The 24,502-nt window shown below is 76.3% G+C and carries 2 protein-coding genes; both read left to right on the forward strand.

What is annotated here, in order from left to right:
• The first annotated feature begins 31 nt into the window (after positions 1-31).
• On the forward strand, positions 32-14,404 hold the full coding sequence (locus J2S66_RS13920; protein ID WP_310307430.1) for a non-ribosomal peptide synthase/polyketide synthase: 14,373 nt from the start codon (positions 32-34) through the stop codon (positions 14,402-14,404).
• Positions 14,401-24,498 (forward strand): non-ribosomal peptide synthetase, encoded by a 10,098-nt coding sequence (locus J2S66_RS13925; RefSeq protein WP_310307431.1) that lies wholly within the window; start codon positions 14,401-14,403, stop codon positions 24,496-24,498. Before J2S66_RS13920 ends, J2S66_RS13925 begins: the two co-directional genes overlap by 4 nt.
• Positions 24,499-24,502: the final 4 nt, after the last annotated feature.

A 24,502-nucleotide genomic window follows, 5' to 3' on the forward strand; every position in this document is an offset into this window, starting at 1 on the left:
CGACGACGGACGACTGGGGAGCTGGTTAGCGGTGACCACGACACACCCGATCGACACGGCCCTCCCGGCCGTGCACGAGCTGTTCGCCCGCCAGGCCGGGCGGGCCCCCGACGCCACGGCACTGGTGATCGGGCAGGTCCGGGTGACCTACGGCGCGCTCGACGTCCGGGCCAACCGGCTCGCGCACCACCTGGTGGACCTGGGGGTGCGACCGGGCGACGTCGTCGGCGTGCGCCTGCCGCGCGGGGTGGACCTGGTCGTCGCGGTCCTCGCCGCGCTGAAGGCGGGCGCGGCCTACACGGTCCTCGACCCGCGCTTCCCCGCCGCCCGGCTGATCTCGGTGTGCGACCGGGCCGACGTCGCGGTGGTCGTCACGGCGGACGACGCGCTCGCCGCCGGCCGCACCGCCGTGGACCCGGCCGCGCCCGGGATCGCCGGGCGCCCCGCCACCGCGCCGGCCGTCACCACCTCGCCGGAGGACGTCGCGTGCGTCATGTTCACCTCCGGCTCCACCGGTGAGCCCAAGGGCGTCGTGGCGCCGCACCGGGCCCTCGTCGGCACCCTGACCGGCCAGGACTACGCCCGCTTCGCGGCGGACGAGGTGTGGCTCCAGTGCTCCCCCGTCTCCTGGGACGCGTTCGCCCTGGAGCTGTTCGGCCCCCTGCTGCACGGCGCGACGTGCGTGCTCCAGGACGGCGAGGCGCCCGACCCGTCGCTGATCGCCGACCTCGTCGCCGAGCACCGGGTCACGACCGCGCACTTCTCGGCCAGCCTGCTGAACTTCCTGCTCGACGAGCACCCCGGCGCGTTCGCGGGGCTGCGGGTGCTGATGACGGGCGGCGAGGCCGCGTCGACCCGGCACGTGGCGACCCTGCTGGACCTGCGCCCCGACCTGCGGCTGGTCAACGGCTACTCGCCCGTCGAGAACATGATCTTCACCCTGTGCCACGACGTCACCCGCGACGACGCGCGCCGCACGTCCGTGCCGGTCGGCCGGCAGCTGGCCGGCAAGACCGCCGTCGTCCTCGGCCTGGACCTGCGCCCCGTCGCGGACGGCGCGACCGGCGAGATCTACATGAGCGGCGTCGGCCTGGCGCACGGCTACCTCAAGCAGCCGGGGACGACCGCTCAGCGCTTCGTGGCCGACCCCTCGACGCCCGGCGCGCGGATGTACCGCACGGGCGACCTGGGCAGGGTGCGCGAGGACGGCGCGGTGGAGTTCCTGGGCCGCGCCGACGAGCAGGTCAAGATCCGGGGCTTCCGGGTGGAGCCCGGCGAGGTCTCCGCCGCGCTGACCGGTCACCCGGCGGTGCGGCAGGCGGCGGTCGTGGTCCGCGAGGACCGGCCCGGCGACAAGCGCCTGGTCGCCTACGCGGTGACCGACGGCTCCGCCGGCGCGCGGGAGCTGCGCGCCCACGTCGCCGACCTGCTGCCGGAGCACCTGGTCCCCTCCGCCGTCGTCCTGCTCGACGCGCTGCCCCGCACCGCGACCGGCAAGCTGGACCGCGCCGCGCTCCCCGCGCCGTCCGCCGCCACCTCCGCGGAGGCGCCGCGCACCGCCCACGAAGAGGTGCTGTGCGGCCTGTTCGCGGACGTGCTGGGGCTGCCCGAGGTCGGCGCGCTGGACGACTTCCTCGACCTGGGCGGGCACTCGCTGCTGGTCGCGACCCTGGTGAGCAGGGTCCGCGCCGCGCTCGGCGTGGAGCTGCGCATCGCCGACGTGTTCGCCGCCCGCACGCCCCGGGCGCTGGCGGCGGCGCTGCCGTCCGCCGCCGCGGCACGCCCCCGGGTGGTCGCGACCGCCCGGCCCGACGTCCTCCCGCTGTCGTTCGCCCAGTCCCGGCTGTGGTTCCTCGACCAGGTCGAGGGCGGTGCGACGTACACGATCCCGATGACCGTGCGGCTGCGCGGCGACCTGCGCCCGGACGCCCTGCGCGCCGCCGTGGGCGACGTGGTGGCGCGGCACGAGCCGCTGCGCACCGTGTTCCCGACCGTGGACGGCTCCCCCGTCCAGCGGGTCCTCGACACCGCCGCGCCGAGCTGGGCCGAGCACGCGTGCACCGACCCGGACGCGCTGGTGCGGGTCCTGGCGGCGGAGCCGTTCGACCTCGCCGCCGAACCGCCGCTGCGCGCCCACCTGCTGCGCCTCGCCGACGACGACCACGTGCTGCTGCTGGTGCTGCACCACATCGCGGGCGACGGCTGGTCGACCGCGCCGCTGCTGCGCGACCTGGCCGCCGCCTACCGGGCCCGCCTGACCGGCGACGCGCCCGACTGGCCCGCGCTGCCGGTGCAGTACGCGGACCACGCGCTGTGGGAGCGGACGGCGGGAACGCCCGACGCCGGGTTCTGGCGCACCGCCCTGGCGGGCCTGCCGGAGGAGTCGTCCCCGCCCGCCGACCGACCCCGCCGCGCCGTCCGGGGCGCGCACGGCGACACCGTCCCGCTGGCGCTGGCCGCGGGTCCGCACGCCGCGCTGAAGGCCCTCGCCGGGCGGACCGGCAGCACCGTGTTCATGGTGCTGCACGCCGCCGTGGCCGCCCTGCTCACCCGGCTGGGCGCGGGCACGGACCTGGCGATCGGCACGCCCGTGGCGGGCCGTCCGGACGAGGCGCTCGACGAACTGGTCGGGTTCTTCGTCAACACGCTCGTGCTGCGCACCGACACCTCGGGCGACCCGACGTTCGCCGAGCTGCTGGACCGGGTCCGCGAGGCCGACCTCGCCGCCTACGACCACCAGGACGTGCCGTTCGAGCAGGTCGTGGAGGAGCTGAACCCGCCGCGCTCGCTGTCGCGGCACCCGCTGTTCCAGGTGATGCTGGTCCTCCAGAACACGCCACCGGCGGCGGCCGACTTCGCCGGGCTGCACGCGGAGCACCGGGTCGTGGACCTGGACGTGGCGAAGTTCGACCTCACCCTCGACCTCACCGAGACCCGCGACGACGGCCTCACCGGCACGCTCAAGTACGCGACCGACCTGTTCGACCGCGCCACCGCCGAGCGCTTCGCCGCGGCGCTCACCCGCCTGCTCACTGCCGTGGTCGCGGCCCCCGGCACGCCGATCACCGCCGTGGACCTGCTGGACGCGGAGGACCGCGCCCTCCTGCTGACGACCTGGAACGGCGCCCCGGCGCGGGGCGACGACCGGCCGGCGCACGTCGTGTTCGCCGAGCGGGCCCGGCGCACCCCGGACGCGGTCGCCCTGGTCTCGGGCGGGGACGGCGTCACCTACGCCGAGCTGGACGCGGCGGCGAACCGACTGGCGCACCACCTGGTCGACGCCGGGGTGGCCCCCGGTGACGTCGTCGGCGTGCTGCTGGACCGCGACCGGACGCTGGTCGCCGCCGTGCTGGCGGTGCTCAAGGCCGGCGCGGCGTACACCGTGCTGGACCCGGGGTTCCCGACCGGCAGGCTCGCCGCGGTGGCGCGCCGCGCGGGCCTGCGGCACCTGGTGTCCTCGGCGGGTTCCGGCCTGCCGGGCGTGACGACCCTGGACGTGGCCGGCGCGGCCTCCCGCCCCGCCACCGCGCCGGACGTCGCGGTGCACCCGGACGACCTGGCGTGCGTCATGTTCACGTCGGGCTCCACGGGTGAGCCGAAGGGCGTGCTGTCCACGCACCGGGCGCTGGTGGGCACCCTCACCGGGCAGGACTACGTCGACTTCGCGGCCGACGACGTGTGGTTGCAGTGCTCCCCCGTCTCCTGGGACGCCTTCGCGCTGGAGCTGTTCGGCCCGCTGCTGCACGGTGCGACGTGCGTCCTCCAGGACGGGCACGTCACCGACCCCGCCGCCATCGCCGACCTGCTCACCCGGCACGGGGTGACCACGGCGCACTTCTCCGCGAGCCTGCTCAACCACCTGCTCGACGAGCACCCCGACGCCCTGCGCGGCCTGCGGCAGCTGATGACCGGCGGTGAGCCGGCCTCCGTCGCCCACCTCGGCCGCCTGCTGGCCGACCGGCCGGACCTGCGGCTGGTCAACGGGTACTCGCCCGTCGAGAACATGATCTTCACCCTGTGCCACCACGTCCAGCCCGAGGACACCGCGCGGGCCACCATCCCCGTCGGCTCACCCATCGCGGGCAAGCGCGTCTACGTGCTCGACCACCGGCTCAACCCCGTACCCGTCGGCGTACCCGGCGAGGTCTACATGACCGGCGGGCTCGCCCACGGCTACCTCGGCGCGCCGGGGCTGACGGCCGAGCGGTTCGTCGCCGACCCCTTCGAACCCGGCGCACGCATGTACCGCACCGGCGACCTCGTCGCCTGGCGCACCGACGGCACCCTCGACTTCCTCGGCCGCGCCGACGACCAGGTCAAGATCCGCGGCTTCCGCGTCGAACCCACCGAGGTCCGGGCGGCCGTCGAGCGGCACCCCGGCGTGCGGGAGTGCGCGGTGGTGGTGCGCGAGGACCGGCCGGGCGACAAGCGGCTCGTCGCCTACGTCGTCGCCCCCGGCACACCGGTGGCCGACCTGCGCGCCCACACCACCGACCTCCTCCCCGACCACCTCCGCCCCACCGCCTACGTCCCGCTCGACGCGCTGCCGCTCACCCCCAACGGCAAGCTCGACCGCGCCGCCCTGCCGGCGCCGGACCGGGTCGCCACGCCCCGGCGGGCCGCGCGCGGCGCCCGCGAGGAGATCCTGCGCGGCCTGTTCGCGGACGTGCTGGGCCTGCCCGAGGACCGGGTCGGCCCGGCGGACGACTTCTTCGCGCTCGGCGGCCACTCGCTGCTGGCGGCGAAGCTCACCGGCCGGGTGCGCGCCGCGTTCGGCGTGGAGATCGGCGTGCGGGACGTGTTCACCGCGCCCGTGGTGGCCGACCTGGCGCTGCGCCTGGACGGTGCCGCCGCCGCACGGCCCGCGCTGGTCGCCGGCGACCGGCCCGACCGCCCGGCGCTGTCCCCCGCCCAGGCCCGGCTGTGGTTCCTCGACCAGGTCGACGGCGGCACCGCGTACAACGTGCAGTTCGCGGCCCGGGTCACCGGGCCGGTGGACGCCGCCGCCCTGGACCTGGCCGTCACGGACGTGGTCCGGCGGCACGAGCCGCTGCGCACCACCTACCCGTCCGTCGACTCCGAGCCGCACCAGCACGTGCTGCCCGAGGACGCCGTCGGGTCCGTCCTCACCGTGCACGACGTCGCGCCCGACGAGGTGGACGCGGTGGTCCGCGCCGAGTCCGGGCACGTGTTCGACCTCGCCGCCCGACCGCCGATCCGGGTGCACCTGCTCAGCACCGGCGAACGGGACCACGTGCTGCTGGTGACGCTGCACCACATCGCGGGCGACGGCTGGTCGCTGCGCCCGCTGCTGGCCGACCTGGCCGCCGCCTACACCGCCCGCCTCGGCGGGCGCGCCCCGGAGTGGACGCCGCTGCCGGTGTCCTACGTGGACTACGCGCGGTGGCAGCAGGACCTGCTCGGCGACGCCGCCGACCCGACGTCCCGCCTGGCCCGCGACCTCGCGCACTGGCGGTCCGCGCTGGCCGGCCTGCCCGAGGGCCTGGACCTGCGCACCGACCACCCCCGGCCGCCGGTGGCGAGCCACCGGGGCGGGTCGCTGCCGCTGCGCGTCCCCGACGGGGTGCGCCGGGCGCTGGCCGACCTGGCCCGCGCGCGGGGCGTGACGCTGTTCATGGTGCTCCAGGCCGCGTTCGCGACCCTGCTCACCAGGATGGGCGCGGGCACCGACATCCCCATCGGCACACCCGCCGCCGGACGCACCGACGAAGCCCTCGACGACCTGGTGGGCTTCTTCGTCAACACGCTCGTGCTGCGCACCGACACCTCGGGCGACCCGACGTTCGCCGAGCTGCTGGACCGGGTCCGCGAGGCCGACCTCGCCGCCTACGACCACCAGGACGTGCCCTTCGAACGGCTCGTGGAGGAGCTGAACCCCGTCCGCGACTCCGCGCGGCACCCGCTGTTCCAGGTGATGGTGGTGCTCCAGAACAACGCGTCGGCGGCCGTGGACCTGGCGGGCGCGGCGTGCGTGCCGGAGCCCGTGCCGAACACGACCGCCAAGTTCGACCTGACGCTGGCCGCGACCGAGACCGCGGACGGGATCGGCGGGTACCTGGAGTACGCCGAGGACCTGTTCGACCGCGACTCCGCCGAACGCCTCCTCGACCGCTTCACCTGGCTGCTCGCCGCCGTCGCGGCCGACCCGCACCGCCCCGTCACCTCCCTCGACCTGCTGACCTCCGCCGAGCGGCACGACGTGCTGGTGGCGTGGAACGACGGCGGACCCGCCGCCCCCGCCGCGACGGCCCACGCGTTGGTCGCCGAGCAGGCACGGCGCACGCCCGGGGCCACGGCCCTGGTCTGCGGCGCGGAGCGCGTCACGTACGCCGAACTGGTCGACCGGTCGAACCGGCTGGCCCACCACCTCGTCGCGGCCGGTGTCCGGCCCGGCGACGTGGTCGGGGTGCTGCTGGACCGGGACCCCGACCTGGTGGTCGCCGTGCTGGCCGTGCTCGGCAGCGGCGCCGGCTGCACCGTGCTCGACCCGAGGTTCCCCGCCGACCGGCTGCGCGCCGTGGTGGCGCGGACCGCCGCGCCGGTGGTGGTCACGTGCACCGACCTCGCCGGGGTGCTGGACGGGATCACCCCGGTCCTGGTCGACGCCGAGTCGGACGTGATCGCCGCGCGTCCCGACGGTGCCCCGGACGTCGCCGTGGACCCCGCCGACGTGGCGCTGGTGATGTTCACCTCCGGTTCCACGGGCGAGCCGAAGGGCGTCCTGTCCACCCACGAGGCCCTGGTGCGCACCCTCACCGGGCAGGACTACGTCGACTTCGCGGCCGACGACGTGTGGTTGCAGTGCTCCCCCGTCTCCTGGGACGCCTTCGCGCTGGAGCTGTTCGGCCCGTTGCTGCACGGTGCGACGTGCGTCCTCCAGCCCGGCCACGTGACGGACCCGGCGGTCATCGCCGACCTGCTCACCGCGCACCGCGTCACCACCGCGCACCTGTCCGCGAGCCTGCTCAACCACCTGCTCGACGAGCACCCCGACGCCCTGCGCGACGTCCGGCAGCTGATGACCGGCGGCGAACCCGCGTCCGTGGCGCACGTCCGCCGACTGCTCGACGCACGCCCCGACCTGCGGCTGGTCAACGGGTACTCGCCCGTCGAGAACATGATCTTCACCCTGTGCCACCACGTCCAGCCCGAGGACACCGCGCGGGCCACCATCCCCGTGGGCTCACCCATCGCGGGCAAGCGCGTCTACGTGCTCGACCACCGGCTCAACCCCGTACCCGTCGGCGTACCCGGCGAGGCGTACATGACCGGCGGGCTCGCCCACGGCTACCTCGGCGCGCCGGGGCTGACGGCCGAGCGGTTCGTCGCCGACCCCTTCGAACCCGGCGCACGCATGTACCGCACCGGCGACCTCGTCGCCTGGCGCACCGACGGCACCCTCGACTTCCTCGGCCGCGCCGACGACCAGGTCAAGATCCGCGGCTTCCGCGTCGAACCCGCCGAGGTCCGCGCCGCGCTCACCGCGCACCCCGGTGTGGTGGACGCCGCCGTGGTCGTCCGCGAGGACCGACCCGGCGACAAGCGGCTCGTCGCCTACGTCGTCGCCCCCGACACCCCCGTCGCCGACCTGCGCGCCCACACCACCGACCTCCTCCCCGACCACCTCCGCCCCACCGCCTACATCCCACTCGACGCACTCCCCCTCACCCCCAACGGCAAGCTCGACCGCGCCGCCCTGCCCGTGCCCGCGGCGACCGCGCCGTCCGCGCACCGCCGGCCGCGCACGGCGCGCGAGCAGATCGTCGTCACCCTGTTCGCGGACGTGCTGGGCCTGCCCGAGGACCGGGTCGGCCTGGACGACGGGTTCTTCGACCTGGGCGGGCACTCCCTACTGGCCGCGAAGCTCGTGGGCCGGGTCCGCGGCGCGCTCGACGCGGAACTGGGCATCCGGGACCTGTTCGACGCGCCCACCCCGGCCGCGCTCGCCGAGCGCCTGGGCTCGGCCCGTGCCGCGCGCACCCCGCTGCGCCGCGCGGAGCGCACCGGGTGGACGCCGCTGTCGCCGGCGCAGGCGCGCCTGTGGTTCGTGGACCAGTTGCGGGGCCCGAACCCCGCCTACAACGTGGCGCACACCGTGCGGCTGCGCGGCGACCTCGACGTGGCCGCGCTGCGCGCCGCGCTGGGCGACGTGGTCGGCCGGCACGAGTCGCTGCGGACGGTGTTCCCGTCGATCGACGGCGTGCCGCAGCAGGTGGTGCGGCCGGCAGGTGACGTGGACCTGCCCGTGCTCGACCCGGGCGCGTCGCCCGTGGACGAGGTCGTGGCGGCCGCGGCGCGGGAGGCGTTCGACCTCACCGCCGAGCCGCCGGTGCGCGCCTCACTGCTGCGCATCACCGACCACGACCACGTCCTCCTCCTCGTCCTGCACCACATCGCAGGCGACGGCTGGTCCCTCGGACCACTCCTCCACGACCTCACCGACGCCTACACCGCACGACTCCACGACCACGCACCCGACTGGGCACCACTGCCCGTCCAGTACGCCGACTACACCCTCTGGCAACGCGAACTGCTCGGCAGCGCCGAGGAGCCGACCGAGTCGGCCCGGGCGCAGTTGGAGTTCTGGCGGCACGCCCTGGCCGGGCTGCCGAACCAGGTGCCGCTGCCGCTGGACCGCCCCCGCACGGCCTCGGGCGGCGCCGGCGGGCTGGTGGACGTGCGCTGGGGCGCGGACCTGCACCGGGCGCTGCTGGACGTGGCGCGGGCGCACGGCGCGACCCTGTTCATGGTGCTCCAGGCCGCGTTCGCGGTCGTGCTGACCAGGATGGGCGCGGGCACCGACGTGCCGCTGGGCGGCCCGGTGGCGGGGCGCACCGACGAAGCCCTCGACGACCTCGTCGGCTTCTTCGTCAACACCCTCGTGCTGCGCACCGACACCTCCGGCGACCCGACGTTCGCCGAACTGCTGGACCGGGTCCGCGAGACCGACCTCGCCGCGTGGGACCACCAGGAACTGCCGTTCGACCGGCTGGTGGAGGAGCTGAACCCGGTGCGCGTGCCGGGCGCGCACCCGCTGTTCCAGGTCGCGTTCGTGGTGCAGAACAACACCGGCGCGCGGCCCGAGCTGCCCGGCCTCACCGCCGAGGTCGCCCCGGTCGACACCGGGGCGGCGAAGTTCGACCTGACGCTGAGCCTCGGCGAGGAGTACGACGACGGCGTGCCGGCGGGCGTGGTCGGCGGCCTGGAGTACGCCGCCGACCTGTTCGACCGGAGCACCGCGGCGACGCTGGTGGACCGGCTGGCGGGCGTGCTGGCGGCCGTCGCCGCGGACCCCGGCACCCGGATCGGGCGGCTCGACGTGCTCACCCCCGCCGAGCGGGAACTGCTGGCGGCCGGTTCGCCGAACGGACCGGCGCGGGTCGTGGACGACCGCACGGCGCACGAGGTGGTGGCCGCGCACGCGCTGGCCTCCCCGGACGCCACGGCGGTGGTGTGCGGCGGCCGGCGGACCACCTACCGCGAGCTGGACGCGGCGGCCAACCGGTTCGCCCACCACCTGCTCGACTCCGGGGTCCGCCCCGGCGACCTCGTCGGCGTCCTGCTCGACCGCGGCACGGACCTGGTCGTCACGGTGCTGGCGGTGCTCAAGGCGGGCGGCGCGTTCACCCTGCTCGACCCCGGCACCCCCGACCGGCGCGCGGCCGCGGTCCTGCGGGCCGCCGACGCGAGCGCGGTCGTGACCGACGCCGCCGGCCTGGCGCGGCTGGAGGGCCCGTACCGGGTGCTCGACGTCGCGGTGGACGTGGGCGCGCGGCCCGACCACGCGCCGCCGGTCGCCGTGGACCCCGCCGCGGCGGCGTGCGTCATCTTCACCTCGGGCTCCACCGGGCGGCCCAAGGGCGTGCTCGCGCCGCACCGCGCGGTCGTGCGGACCCTCGTGGGCCAGGACTTCTTCGACAGCTCGCCCCACCACGTGTGGTTGCAGAGCGCGCCGGTGCCGTGGGACGGGTTCGTGCTGGAGATGTTCGGCGCGCTGCTGTCCGGCGCGGCGTGCGTGCTCCAGCCGGGGCCGGCGCCCGAGCCGGCCGTGATCGCCGACCTGGTCGCCGAGCATGGCGTGACCACGGCTTTCCTGTCCGCCAGCCTGCTCAACTACATGCTCGACGAGCACCCCGGCGTGTTCGACGTGCTGCGGCAGGTCATGACCGGCGGCGAGGCCGCGTCCGCACCGCACCTGCGGCGGTTGCTGCGCGACCACCCCGGCGTCCGGGTGGTCAACGGCTACGGCCCGGCCGAGCACATGGTCTACACGAGCTTCCACGACGTGCGGCCCGAGGACACCGGGGCGGACGACGGCGGAGCGGAGGACACCGGGGCGCGGGCCGTCCCGATCGGCCTCGCCGTCGCCGACAAGCGGTCCTACGTGCTGGACGACCACCTGCGCCTCGTGCCGCCCGGCGTGCCCGGCGAGCTGTACGTCACCGGTGTCGGCTCCGCCCACGGCTACGCGGGTGAGCCGGGCCTGACGGCGGAGCGGTTCGTGGCGTGCCCGTTCGAGCCCGGCGCGCGGATGTACCGCACCGGCGACCTGGTCCGGTGGCGCTCCGACGGGAGGCTGGAGTTCGTCGGCCGCGCGGACGACCAGGTCAAGATCCGGGGCTTCCGCATCGAGCCCGGCGAGGTGCAGGCCGTCGTGGACGCGCACCCCGGCGTGCGGCGGTCCGCGGTCGTGGTCCGGGAGGACCGGCCCGGCGACAAGCGCCTGGTCGCCTACGTGGTGCCCGAGGCGGGCGCCGCCCCCGACCACGCCGCGCTGTCCGCCCACGCGGCGGCCGTGCTGCCGAGCCACCTGCGTCCCGCCGCGTACGTGCTGCTCGACCGCATCCCGCTCAACGCCAACGGCAAGCTCGACCGGGCGGCGCTGCCCGCGCCCGCGCAGCACTCCGGTGCGGCGCGGCGCGCACCGCGCACCCCGCGCGAGACGATCATGGTGGGTCTGTTCGCCGACGTGCTGGGCCTGCCCGAGGATCGGGTCGGCCTGGACGACGACTTCTTCGCCCTGGGCGGGCACTCCCTGCTCGCGGCGAAGCTGATCAGCCGGGTGCGGACCGCGCTGGACGCGGGACCGGGCATCCGGGACCTGTTCGACGCGCCCACCCCGGCCGGGCTGTGCGAGCGGCTGGACCGGGTCTCCGACCGGCCGGCGCTCACCCCCGTGCCGCGCCCCGACGAGGTCCCGCTGTCCTACGCGCAGGCCCGGCTGTGGTTCATCGACCAGTTGGAGGACGCGGGCGCGGCGTACAACGTGGCGCACAGCGTGCGGCTGCGCGGCGACCTCGACGTGGCCGCGCTGCGCGCCGCGCTGGGCGACGTGGTCGGCCGGCACGAGTCGCTGCGGACGGTGTTCCCGTCGATCGACGGCGTGCCGCAGCAGGTGGTGCGGCCGGCCGCGGACGTGGCGCTGTCGCTGGTGGTGCGCGACACCGACGAGTCCGGTGTGGAGCCGGCCGCCGCCGCGGCGGCGCGGGAGGCGTTCGACCTCACCGCCGAACTGCCGGTGCGCGCCTCACTGCTGCGCATCACCGACCACGACCACGTCCTCCTCCTCGTCCTGCACCACATCGCAGGCGACGGCTGGTCCCTCGGACCACTCCTCCACGACCTCACCGACGCCTACACCGCACGACTCCACGACCACGCACCCGACTGGGCACCACTGCCCGTCCAGTACGCCGACTACACCCTCTGGCAACGCGAACTGCTCGGCGACCCGGACGACCCGACGAGCCCGCTGGCGCGGCAGCTGGAGTTCTGGCGGCACGCCCTGGCCGGTGTGCCGGACGAACTGCCGCTGCCCGCGGACCGCGCCCGCCCGGCGACCTCGTCGGGCCGGGGCGAGTCGGTGCCGGTGGAGCTGGGCGCGCCCCTGCACCGGGCGCTGCTCGACCTGGCCCGGGCCACCGGGACGACGCTGTTCATGGTGCTCCAGGCGGGCTTCGCGGCCCTGCTGACCAGGCTCGGCGCGGGCACCGACGTGCCCGCCGGGTCCCCGGTGGCGGGCCGTTCCGACGAGGCCCTCGACGGTCTGGTGGGCTTCTTCGTCAACACGCTCGTGCTGCGCACCGACACCTCAGGTGACCCCACGTTCCGGGAGCTGCTGGCCCGCGTCCGCGACACCGACCTCGCCGCCTACGACCACCAGGACATCCCGTTCGAGCGGCTCGTGGAGGAGCTGAACCCCACCCGCTCGCTGTCCCGGCACCCGCTGTTCCAGGTCATGCTGGTGCTCCAGAACAACGCGGCGGGGCGGGTCGAGATGCCCGGCCTGACCGCCGAGGTCGCGCCGGTCGACACGGCGAGCGCCAAGTTCGACCTGACCCTCGGCCTGCGCGAGGAGCACGACGACACCGGTGCGCCGATCGGCATCACCGGCGGCCTGGAGTTCGCCACCGACCTGTTCGACCGCGGCACGGCCACCGCCCTCGCGACCCGCCTCGCCAGGATGTTCGCCGCCGTCGCGGACGACCCCGACACCCGGATCAGCCGCCCCGAGCTGCTGGACCGGCAGGAGCGGCGCGGCCTGCTGGCGGCCTGGACCGACACCGCCGCCGACGCGCCGGTGGACCGCTGCGCCCACGAGCTGGTCGCGGCCCTGGCCGCGCGGACCCCCGACGCGGTGGCGCTGGTCCACGGCGACCACCAGGTCACCTACCGGGAGCTGGTGGAGCGGGCGAACCGGCTGGCCCGCGAACTGGTGGCGCGGGGCGTGCGCCCCGGGCAGGTCGTGGGCGTGCTGCTGGACCGGGACGCGGACCTGGTGGTGGCCGTGCTCGGCGCGCTCACCGCCGGGGCCGGGTACACCGCGCTCGACCCGCGCTTCCCGCGCCGGCGGCTCACCGAACTCGTGCGGCGCACCGGCGCGCCGGTCGTGGTCACGTCGGCGTCGCTGGCCGACCGGGTGGACGGCGTGCCCGCGCTGGTGGTGGACGACCCGGGCACGGCCGCCCGCGTCGCGGCCCACCCGGCGACACCGCCGGAGGTCGAGGTGCACCCCGAGGACGTCGCGTGCGTCATGTTCACCTCGGGCTCCACCGGCGTCCCCAAGGGCGTCGTGGCGCCGCACCGCGCCCTCGTCGGCACCCTGCTCAGCCAGGAGTACGTGGACTTCTCCCCCGACCACGTGTGGCTCCAGTGCTCGCCGGTGTCGTGGGACGGGTTCGCCCTGGAGCTGTTCGGACCGCTGCTGGCGGGCGCGACGTGCGTGCTCCAGCCCGGCCCGACACCGGAGCCCACCCTGATCGGCGACCTGGTCGCGCGGCACGGGATCACCACCGTGTACCTGTCCGCGAGCCTGCTCAACCACCTGCTGGACGAGTACCCGACCGCGCTGACCGGGGTCCGGCAGATCATGACCGGCGGCGAGGCCGCGTCCGCGGCGCACCTGCGCAAGCTGCTCGACCGCCACCCCGGCGTGCGGCTGGTCAACGGCTACGCGCCGGTGGAGAACATGATCTTCGCGGTGTGCCACCGGGTTCGCCTGGAGGACACCGAGCTGCCGTCGATCCCCATCGGGCGGCCGATCGTGAACAAGGGCTTCTACGTGCTCGACGCCCACCTCAACGTGCTGCCGCCGGGTGTCGTCGGCGAGCTGTACATGACGGGGGTCGGCCTGGCGCGGGGCTACCTGGGCGCGCCGGGGCAGACCGCGGAGCGGTTCGTCGCCTGCCCGCACGGCGGTCCCGGTGAGCGCATGTACCGCACGGGCGACCTGGTCAGGTGGCGGGCGAACGGGGTGCTGGACTTCCTCGGCCGCGCCGACGACCAGGTCAAGATCCGCGGTTTCCGGGTCGAGCCGGGCGAGGTGTCCACCGCGCTGGGCCGGCACCCGGCGGTGCGGCAGGCGGCGGTCGTGGTCCGCGAGGACCGGCCCGGCGACAAGCGCCTGGTCGCCTACGTGGTGGCCGAGCCGGGGGTGGAGCCGAGCCCGGCCGACCTGCGGGCGCACGCCGAGGAGCACCTGCCCGAGCACATGCGGCCCAGCGCCTACGTGCGGATGGACGAGCTGCCCCGCAACGCCAACGGCAAGCTCGAACGGGCGGCCCTGCCGCCGCCCGACTACCTCGACCGGCCCGCCGGGCGCAAGCCCGCGACGCCGCGCGAAGAGGTGATGTGCGCGCTGTTCGCCGACGTCCTCGGCCTGACCGGCGAGGTGGGGGCGGACGACGACTTCTTCGCCCTGGGCGGGCACTCGCTGCTGGTGACCCGGCTGATCAGCCGGGTGCGGTCGGCCTTCGGGGCCGAGCTGTCCATCAAGTCCGTGTTCGAGAGCCGCACGGTGGCCGCGCTCGCGGAGCGCCTGGGCCACGCGGAACAGGCCCGCCCCGCGCTGCGGCGCCGGGTCCGCCCGGAGGAGGTCAAGTGAGCGCGCCGACGATCCCCCTGTCGTTCACCCAGCGGCGGCTGTGGTTCCTCAGCCGCGCCGAGCCCGGCGCCACCTACAACATCCCGGTGGCCCTGCGGCTGGGCCCGGACCCGGACCTCGTGGCGCTGCGGGCCGCGCTGGGCGACGTCGTGCTGCGCCACGAGGTGCTGCGCACCGCCTACCCGGAGGCCGACGGGCAGCCGTTCCAGGACATCCGCCCGGCGGGCGGGGTGGACCTGCCGGTGACCGTCGTGCCGGCGGACGGCCTCGCGTCCGCCCTGGTGGACGCGGCGCGGCACGTGTTCGACCTCACCGCCGCGCCGCCGGTGCTCACCCGGCTCTTCCGGGTGGACGGCGAGGCGCCCGCCGACCACGTGCTGCTGGTGCTGCTGCACCACATCGCGGGCGACGGCGGCTCGACCGGACCGCTCACCCGCGACCTGGCGACGGCCTACGCGGCCCGCCGCGCCGGCCGCGCCCCGGAGTTCCCCGAACTGCCGGTGCAGTACGCCGATTACACCTACTGGCAGCAGGACGTGCTGGGCGAACCCGACGACCCGGACAGCCGGTACGCCCGGCAGGTGGCGCACTGGGCGGGCGTGCTGGCGGACCTGCCGGTCGAGGTGGGCTTCCCCGCCGACCGGTCCCGTCCGGCGACGGCCGGGCACCGGGGGGCCTCGGTGCCGCTGGAGGTGCCCGCGACCGTGCACCGGGGGCTGCTCGACCTCGCCGCCTCGACCGGGGCGACGCTGTTCATGGTGGCGCAGGCCGCGGTGGCCGCGCTGCTCACCCGGCACGGCGGCGGCGCGGACGTGCCGTTCGGCACGGCTGTCGCGGGCCGCACCGACGAAGCCCTCGACGACCTGGTCGGGTTCTTCGTCAACACCCTCGTGCTGCGCACCGACACCTCCGGCGACCCGACGTTCGCCGAACTGGTGGCCCGCGTCCGCGACACCGACCTGACCGCGTACGCGAACCAGGACGTGCCGTTCGAGCGGGTCGTGGAGGAGCTGAACCCGCCGCGCTCGCTGTCGCGGCACCCGCTGTTCCAGGTGATGCTGGTGCACACCGCCGACAGCGCGGCGCCCGAGGCCGGGACGCTCCTCGAACCGGTCCCCCTCGGCACCGGCGCGGTGAAGTTCGACATGACCATCGGGTTCCGCGAGCGCCCCGACGGCGGCGGCCTGCGGGTGCACTGGGACTACTCGGTGGACCTGTTCGACCGGGACACCGTCGCCGCGTTCGGCCGGCGGCTGGTCCGGCTGCTGACGGCGGTGGCCGCCGACCCCGGCACCCGCGTCGGCGACCTGCCGCTGCTGGACGACGACGAGCGCGCCGCGCTGACCGCACCCGGCCGCGAGCCCTCGGGCGACACCGTGCACGGGCTGTTCGCCGCACGGGCCGCCGCGACGCCGGGGAAGACCGCGCTGCTGCACGACGGCGGGCGCGTCACCTACGCCGAGCTGGACCGGTGGGCCGACCGGATCGCGGGCCGGCTGCTGGACCGCGGCCTGGCGCCGGGCGCGGTGGTGGGCGTGCACCTCGACCGGGGACCGGCGCTGGTGGCCGCGCTGCTCGGCGTGCTCAAGGCGGGCGGCTGCTACACGCTGCTGGACACCGCGTTCCCGGCGGACCGGCTGCGGTCGGTGCTGGGCCGGGCGGGCGTCGAACTGGTCGTGGGCACACCGCTCGACGGCGTCGACGCCCGGTTCGTGGACCCCTGCGCGCCCGGCCCGGAGGACGTGGCCGCCGCGGTGGTCTCCCCGGAGTCGCCCGCCGTGGTCATGTTCACCTCCGGCTCGACCGGCGAGCCGAAGGGCGTGCTCGCGCCGCACCGCGCCCTGGTCTCGACGCTCACGGGGCAGGACTACGCCGAGTTCGACGCCGACGCGGTGTGGCTCCAGGCCGCGCCGGTCTCCTGGGACGCGTTCGCCACCGAGCTGCTGGGTGCGCTGCTGCACGGCGGCACGTGCGTGCTGCACCCGGCCGGGCCGCCGGACCCGGCCGACATCGCGCGGTTGGTGGTCGAGCACGGCGTCACCGTGTTCAAGGCCTCCGCGAGCCTGTTCAACCACGTGCTGGACGAGCACCCCGAGGTGTTCGCCACCGTGCGGCGGGCCATGACGGGCGGCGAACCCGCCTCCCCCGCGCACGTCGCGAAAGCGCTGCGCGACCACCCGCACGTGCGGCTCACCAACGGCTACGGCCCCGCCGAGAGCATGGGCTACAGCACCGCGCACGACATCACCGCCGCCGACCTCACCGCCCGGTCGGTGCCGATCGGGCGGCCCGTGGCGGGCAAGCACGGCTACGTCCTGGACGAGCGGCTGCGGCTCGTGCCGCCCGGTGGCGTCGGCGAGCTGCACCTGGCGGGCGCGGGGCTCGCGCACGGCTACCTCGGCGCCCCCGGTGCGACCGCCGAGCGGTTCGTCGCCGACCCGTTCCTGCCCGGCCGGCGGATGTACCGCACGGGTGACCTGGTGCGGCTGCGGCGCGACGGCGTGCTGGAGTACGCGGGCCGCGCCGACGACCAGGTGAAGCTGCGCGGGTTCCGGGTGGAGCCCGCCGAGGTGCAGGCCGCCGTGCTGACGCACCCGGACGTGACCGGCGCGGCCGTCGTGGTCCGCGAGGACCGGCCCGGCGATCCCCGGTTGGTGGCCTACGCGGTGGGCCGCACGACGCCGGCGGCGGTGCGCGACCACGTCGCCGCGCTGCTGCCCGAGCACCTGGTGCCGTCGGCGGTGGTCGTGCTGGACGAGCTGCCGCGAACCCCGAACGGCAAGCTGGACCGCCGCGCGCTGCCCGCGCCGGCGTACGCGGCGGGCGCCGGCGGCGAACCGCGCACCCCGCAGGAGGAAATCCTGTGCGCCCTGTTCGCGCAGGTGCTGGGACTGCCGGCGCCGGCGGGCGCGGAGGACGACTTCTTCGCGCTGGGCGGGCACTCGCTGCTGGCCACGCGCCTGGTGAGCCGGGTGCGCGGTGCGCTGGGCGCGGAAGTCGGCGTCCGCGACCTCTTCGCCTCGCCGACCCCGCGCGGTCTCGCGTCCCGCCTCACGGCGGCGCGCCCCGGCCGCCCGGCGCTGCGCCCCGCCGACCGCCCGGACCCGCTGCCCCTGTCGCACGCCCAGCAGCGCCTGTGGGTGCTGCACCAGGTGGACGGCTCGGCGGCGTACAACTCGCCGTGGGCGCTGCGGCTGCGCGGCGACCTGGACGTGGCCGCGCTGCGCGCCGCCCTGGCGGACGTCGTGGCCCGGCACGAGTCGCTGCGCACGGTGTTCCCGCAGGTGGACGGGCAGCCGGTGCAGCACGTCCTGGACACCGCGCCGCACCTGGCGGTCACGGCCGCGGACGACGTGGACGCGACGGTGGCGGAGCTGTCGTCGCGCCCGTTCGACCTCGCCGCGGAGCCGCCGCTGCGGGCGCACCTGCTGGTGGTGTCCCCGGCGGAGCACGTGCTCGTGCTGGTGCTGCACCACATCGCCAGCGACGGCTGGTCCAAGGGCCCCCTGCTGCGCGACCTGGTCACCGCCTACACCGCCCGCACCGGCGGGACCGCCCCGGAGCAGGCCCCGCTGCCGGTGCAGTACGCGGACTACGCGCTGTGGCAGCGCGACCTGCTCGGCGAGCAGGGCGACCCGCACAGCCTCGCCTCGACCCAGCTCGCCCACTGGCGCGACGTCCTCGCCGGCGCGCCCGAGCAGCTCGACCTGCCCTCGGACCGGCCGCGACCGGCGGTGCCGTCCGGGCGGGGCGGGCTCGTCGCGGCCGAGTTCGGGCCCGCCGCGCGGGACGCCGTGCGGGTGCTGGCCGAGGCGACCGGCAGCACGACGTTCATGGTGCTGCACGCCGCCCTCGCCGCCCTGCTCACCCGCCTGGGTGCGGGCACCGACCTCCCGATCGGCACCGTCGTCGCGGGTCGGGCGGACGAAGCCCTCGACGACCTCGTCGGGTTCTTCGTCAACACCCTCGTGCTCCGCACCGACACCTCCGGCGACCCCACCTTCACCGAACTGCTGGCCCGCGTCCGCGACACCGACCTCGCCGCCTACGACCACCAGGACGTGCCGTTCGAGCAGGTCGTGGAGGAGCTGAACCCGACCCGCTCGCTGTCCCGGCACCCGCTGTTCCAGGTGACCCTGGTGGTGCAGAACAACGCGGGCGGCGGCGCCCCGGCCCTGCCCGGCCTGGACGTCGAGCCCGTCGCCGCGTGGACCGCCACGGCCAAGTTCGACCTGGTGCTCGCGTTCACCGAGCACGACGACGGGCTGACCGCGAACCTGGAGTACGCCGCCGACCTGTTCGACGACGACACCGCCCGCGCCCTGGTGGCGCGGCTGGCACGGCTGCTCGCCTCGGTCTCCGACGCCGGCGCCGACACCCGGTTGAGCGCCCTCGACGTGCTCGTGCCCGGTGAGCGGGACCGGCTGCTCACCGGCTGGAACGACACCGCGGTCCCGGCGGGCGCGTGGGAGTCCGTGCCGTCGCGGGTCTCCCGGTGGGCGCGGCGGACGCCGCACGCGACCGCCGTGGGCGCCGCGGCGGGCGGCATGACCTTCGCGGAGCTGGACGGGGCCGCGAACCGGGTGGCGAACTCGCTGGTCGCGCTCGGCGCGGGGCCCGGGTCGGTGGTCGGCGTGTGCCTGCGCCGCTCCCCCGCCGGCGTCGCCGCGCTGCTGGGCGTCCTGCGGACCGGGGCCGCCTACCTGCCGATGGACCCCGACTACCCGGCCGACCGGCTGGCGTACCTGCTCGCCGACTCCGCCGCGCCGGTCGTGGTCACCGAGCGGGCGCTGCGGGACCGCGTGACCGCGCCCGCCGTCGTGTGCCTGGAGGACCTGCCGGACGGGCCGGGCACACCGGTGGACGTGCCCGTCCACCCGGCCGACGCCGCCTACGTGATCTACACGTCCGGCTCGACGGGCCGCCCCAAGGGCGTGGTGGTGGACCACCGCGGGCTGGCCGACCTGTGCGCGTGGCACGTCCGCGAGTACGGCGTCACCCCGGCCGACCGCACCGGGCAGGTCGCGGCGCTGGGCTTCGACGCGGCGGTCTGGGAGCTCTGGCCGCACCTCGCGTCGGGCGCGTCCGTGCACCTGCCCGACGCGGCGACCCTCGCCGACGGCGACGCGCTCGTCGCCTGGATCGCCGACACCGGCCTCACCGCGTGCTTCCTGCCCACGCCGCGCCTGGAACTCGCCCTGGACGACCTGGCGGCCCGACCGACCGCGCTGCGCGCCGTCCTCACCGGCGGTGACGCGCTGCGCCGCCGTCCCCCGGCGCACACCCCGTTCCGGTTGGTCAACCACTACGGCCCCACCGAGTTCTCGGTCGTGGCGACCGCCGGCCCGGTGTCGGCAGGCCCGGAGTCGGCGGGCGAGCGGGCCGACGTCGCGCCCCCGATCGGGCGGCCGGTCGCCAACACCCGCGCCTACGTCCTCGACGCCCGCCTGGCCCCGGTGCCCGTCGGTGTCGTCGGCGAGCTGTACCTGGCGGGCGCGGGCCTGGCGCGCGGCTACCACGCCCGTCCCGGCCTGACCGCCGAGCGGTTCACCGCCTGTCCTTTCGGGACGCCCGGCGAGCGCATGTACCGCACCGGCGACCTGGTGCGCTGGAACGCGCGGGGCGAACTGGAGTTCGCGGGCCGCGCCGACGACCAGGTGAAGCTGCGCGGGTTCCGCATCGAGCTGGGCGAGATCGAGTCCGTGCTGGCCGACCACCCGTCGGTGGCGCACGCCGCCGTGGTCGTCCGCGAGGACCGGCCGGGGTTGAAGTCCCTCGCCGGGTACGTCGTGCCGCGCGGACCGCTGGACACCGCCGGCCTGCGGGCGCACCTGGCGGCCGTGCTGCCGGAGCACATGGTGCCCGCCGCGCTGGTCGTGCTCGACGCGCTCCCGCTGACCGCCAACGGCAAGGTGGACCGCCGCGCCCTGCCGGCCCCCGAGCCGGTCACCGGGCGCCGCGCGCCGCGCACGCCGCGCGAGGAGATCCTGTGCGGCCTGTTCGCCGAGGTGCTGGGCGTGCCCGCGGTGGGACCGGACGACGACTTCTTCGACCTGGGCGGGCACTCGCTGCTGGCGACCCGCCTGATCAGCCGGGTCCGCACCGCCCTGGACGCGGAACCGGCCGTGGCCGACCTGTTCGCCAACCCCACGCCCGCCGGGCTGGAGACGTGCCTGGACCGCGGCGCGCCCACCCGTCCCGCCCTGCGCCCCGCCGCCCGCCCGGACCTGGTGCCGCTGTCGTTCGCGCAGCGCCGCCTGTGGTTCGTGAACCGGCTCGACGGGGAGAACCCGAGCTACGCGGTGCCCGTGGCGCTGCGCCTGCGCGGCGCGGTCGACGTGCCGGCGCTGCGGGCGGCGCTCGCCGACGTGGTGGACCGGCACGAGGCGTTGCGCACGGTGTTCCCGGAGGTCGGGGGCACGCCGCACCAGCAGGTGCGGCACGGGGCCGCGGCTCCGCTCGGGCTGCTCACCGCCGCGCCCGACGACCTCGACGCGGTGCTGCGGCGGGTCGTGGCCGCGCCGTTCGACCTGACCGGGGACCTGCCGCTGCGCACCGCCCTGGTGCGCCTGGCCGACGACGAGCACGTGCTCCTGCTGGTGCTGCACCACATCGCCGGCGACGGCTGGTCCATGCGGCCGCTGCTGCGCGACCTCGCCGAGGCCTACACCGCGCGGCTCGACGGGCACGCGCCCGACCGGGCCGCACTGCCGGTGCAGTACGCGGACTACGCGCTGTGGCAGCGCGTCCTGCTCGGCGACGAGGACGACCCGGACGGCCCGTTCGCGCACCGGGTCGCGTTCTGGACCGACGCGCTGGCCGGCGTGCCGGACGAGCTAGAGCTGCCGTTCGACCGGCCCCGGCCCGCGACGTCCTCGCAGACCGGCGGCCGGGTGCCGCTGCTGCTGGACGCGGACCTGCACCGCGCGGTGCTGGACCTGGCCAGGCGCACCCGCACGACGCCGTTCATGGTGTTCCAGGCCGCGTTCGCGACCCTGCTCACCAGGATGGGCGCCGGCACCGACATCCCCATCGGCACACCCGTCGCCGGACGCACCGACGAAGCCCTCGACGACCTCGTCGGCTTCTTCGTCAACACCCTCGTACTCCGCACCGACACCTCCGGCGACCCCACCTTCACCGAACTGCTGGACCGCGTCCGCGACACCGACCTCGCCGCCTACGACCACCAGGACGTGCCCTTCGAACGGCTCGTGGAACGGCTCAACCCACCCCGCTCGCTCACCCGGCACCCGCTGTGCCAGGTCGTGCTGACCCTCCAGAACACCGGTGACGCGGCCCTCGACCTGCCCGGTCTGGTCGTGGAGCCGGTGGGCGTCACGTCCGGGACCACCGCGTTCGACCTGAACGTCGGCCTGCGCGAGACCCGCGGCGACGACGGCCTGCCCGCCGGCGTCGAGGGCGTCCTCCTCTACCGCGAGGACCTGTTCGACGCGGGCACCGCGCGGTCCCTGGCCGACCGGCTCGTCCGCGTCCTGGCCGCCGCCGCCACCGACCCGGACGTCCGGGTGGGCGACGTGGACCTGCTCGGCGACGACGAGCGCGAACGGGTCGTGGTGTCGTGGAACGACACCGCGCGGGCCGTGCCGGGCACGACGCTGCCGGCGCTGTTCCGCGACCAGGTCGGGCGCACGCCGGACGCCCTCGCGCTGGTCGGCGACGGGCAGCGCCTCACCTACGCCGAGCTGGACGCCCGCGTCGAACGGCTCGCGGCGGCGCTGCACGCCCGGGGCGCGGGGCCGGAGCGGGTCGTGGCCGTGCTGCTGCCCCGGTCGGTGGACCTGGTCGTCGCGCTGCACGCGGTGCAGCGGGCGGGTGCGGCCTACCTGCCCGTGGACCCCGACTACCCGGCCGACCGGGTGGCGTTCATGCTCGCCGACGCCGATCCCGTGCTGGTCCTCGACGCGGAGACCCTGCACGGACTGGAGGACGGCGACGCGCCCGGCGCCGAGCTGCCGCGGGTGCGCGGCGGGGACCCGGCGTACGTCATCTACACCTCGGGCTCCACCGGCCGCCCCAAGGGCGTGGTGGTCGAGCACGCCGCGATCGTGAACCGGCTGCTGTGGATGCAGGACGAGTACCGGCTCGGCCCGGACGACCGGGTGCTCCAGAAGACGCCGTCGAGCTTCGACGTGTCGGTGTGGGAGTTCTTCTGGCCGCTCCAGGTGGGCGCCGCGCTGGTCGTGGCCGCCCCCGGCGGGCACCGCGATCCCGCGTACCTGGCGGAGCTGGTGCGCCGCGAGGGCGTCACCACGGCGCACTTCGTGCCGTCCATGCTGGACGCGTTCGTCGCGCACCTGGAGGAGTCCGGCGAGCGCTGCCCCGGACTGGCGCGGGTGGTGTGCAGCGGTGAGGCCCTGCCCACGGGGCTGGCCCGCCGCTTCGCCTCGGTGTGCGGCGCGGGCCTGCACAACCTGTACGGCCCGACGGAAGCCGCGGTGGACGTGACCGCGCACGCCGTGCACGGCGCGGAGACCACCGCCACCATCCCCATCGGCCGCCCGGTGTGGAACACCGGCGTCCACGTGCTGGACGACCGGCTGCGGCCCGTCCCGCCGGGGGTCCCCGGCGAGCTGTACCTGGCGGGCGCGCAGCTGGCGCGCGGCTACCGGGGCAGGCCGGGGCTGACGGCGCAGCGGTTCGTCGCGTCGCCGTTCGCACCGGGCGCGCGCCTCTACCGGACCGGCGACGTGGTGCGGTGGTGCGGCGAGGGCGTGCTGGAGTACCTGTCGCGCGCCGACGACCAGGTCAAGATCCGCGGCCTGCGGATCGAGCCGGACGAGGTCGCCGCCGTGCTCCAGGACCACCCGGACGTGGCCCGCGCCGCCGTGGTGGCCCGCGAGCACGCGCCGGGCGACCTGCGGCTCGTCGCCTACGTCGTCGCGGCGGCGGGCCGTGCGCCGGAGTGGGCCGCGCTGCGGGAGCACGCCGCGTCCCGGCTGCCCGAGCACATGGTGCCGTGGGCCGCGGTGGTGCTCGACGACCTGCCGGTCGGCCCGAGCGGGAAGCTCGACCGCACGGCGCTGCCCGCGCCGGGACCGGTCGCCCCGGTGGTGGGCCGCGCGCCGTCCTCCGCCGCCGAGGAGACCCTGGCCGCGCTGTTCGCCGAGGTGCTGGGCCTGCCCGAGGTGGGGGTGGACGCCGGGTTCTTCGACCTGGGCGGGCACTCCCTGCTCGCCACGCGGCTGGTGTCGCGGATCGGCGCGGAGTTCGGCGTCCGGCTGGGCGTGCGGGCGGTGTTCGAGGCGCCCACGGTCGCCGCGATGGCGCGGCGGCTGCGCGACGGGTCCACCGGCGACACCCCGCCCGCCGTGCTCCTGCCGCTGCGCGCCGGCGGCCGGGCCGCGCCCCTGTTCTGCGTGCACCCCGCGGTCGGCATCGGCTGGGTGTACGCGGGGCTGCTGCCGCACCTGCCCGACCGGCCCGTGTACGCCCTCCAGGCACGCGGGCTGTCCCAGCCGGACGCGCGGCCCACGAGCCTCGACGAGATGGCCAAGGACTACCTCGACCAGGTCCGCTCCGTGCAGCCCACCGGGCCGTACCACTTGCTCGGCTGGTCGTTCGGCGCGGGCGTGGCGCACGCGATGGCCGCCGCCCTGCGCGACGAGGGCGAGGAGGTGGCCACCCTGGCGCTGCTGGACGGCTACCCCACCGCGCCCACCGGCGAGGTGCACTCCGCGCGCGACCCCCGGGTCCTGGCCGCGCTGCTGCGCTCCCTGGGCTACCCGGACGAGCCCGCGCCCGTGTCGCCGGCGGACTTCGCGGCACGGGTGGCGGACGGGCCGCTCGCCGACGTGGTGCCCGCCCGGCTGGCCGACCTCGCCGAGGTGTTCGCCGACAACCTGACCCTGATGGGCGCCGGCACCACCTCCCGCTTCGACGGCGACGTGCTGTTCTTCGCCGCCACCGCCGACAAGACCGACCTGTCCCCCGTGCCCGCCGACTGGCGGGCGCACATCACCGGCGACGTCCACGCGCACCGCGTCGACTGCCGGCACGGCGACCTGACCCGACCCGGCCCGCTGGCCGCCGTCGGCGCGGTGCTCGCCGCCCACCTGGGAAACCACCTGTGAGGAG

It is taken from the genome of Saccharothrix longispora, from assembly GCF_031455225.1.
In the GTDB taxonomy this organism is placed as follows: Bacteria; Actinomycetota; Actinomycetes; order Mycobacteriales; family Pseudonocardiaceae; genus Actinosynnema; species Actinosynnema longispora.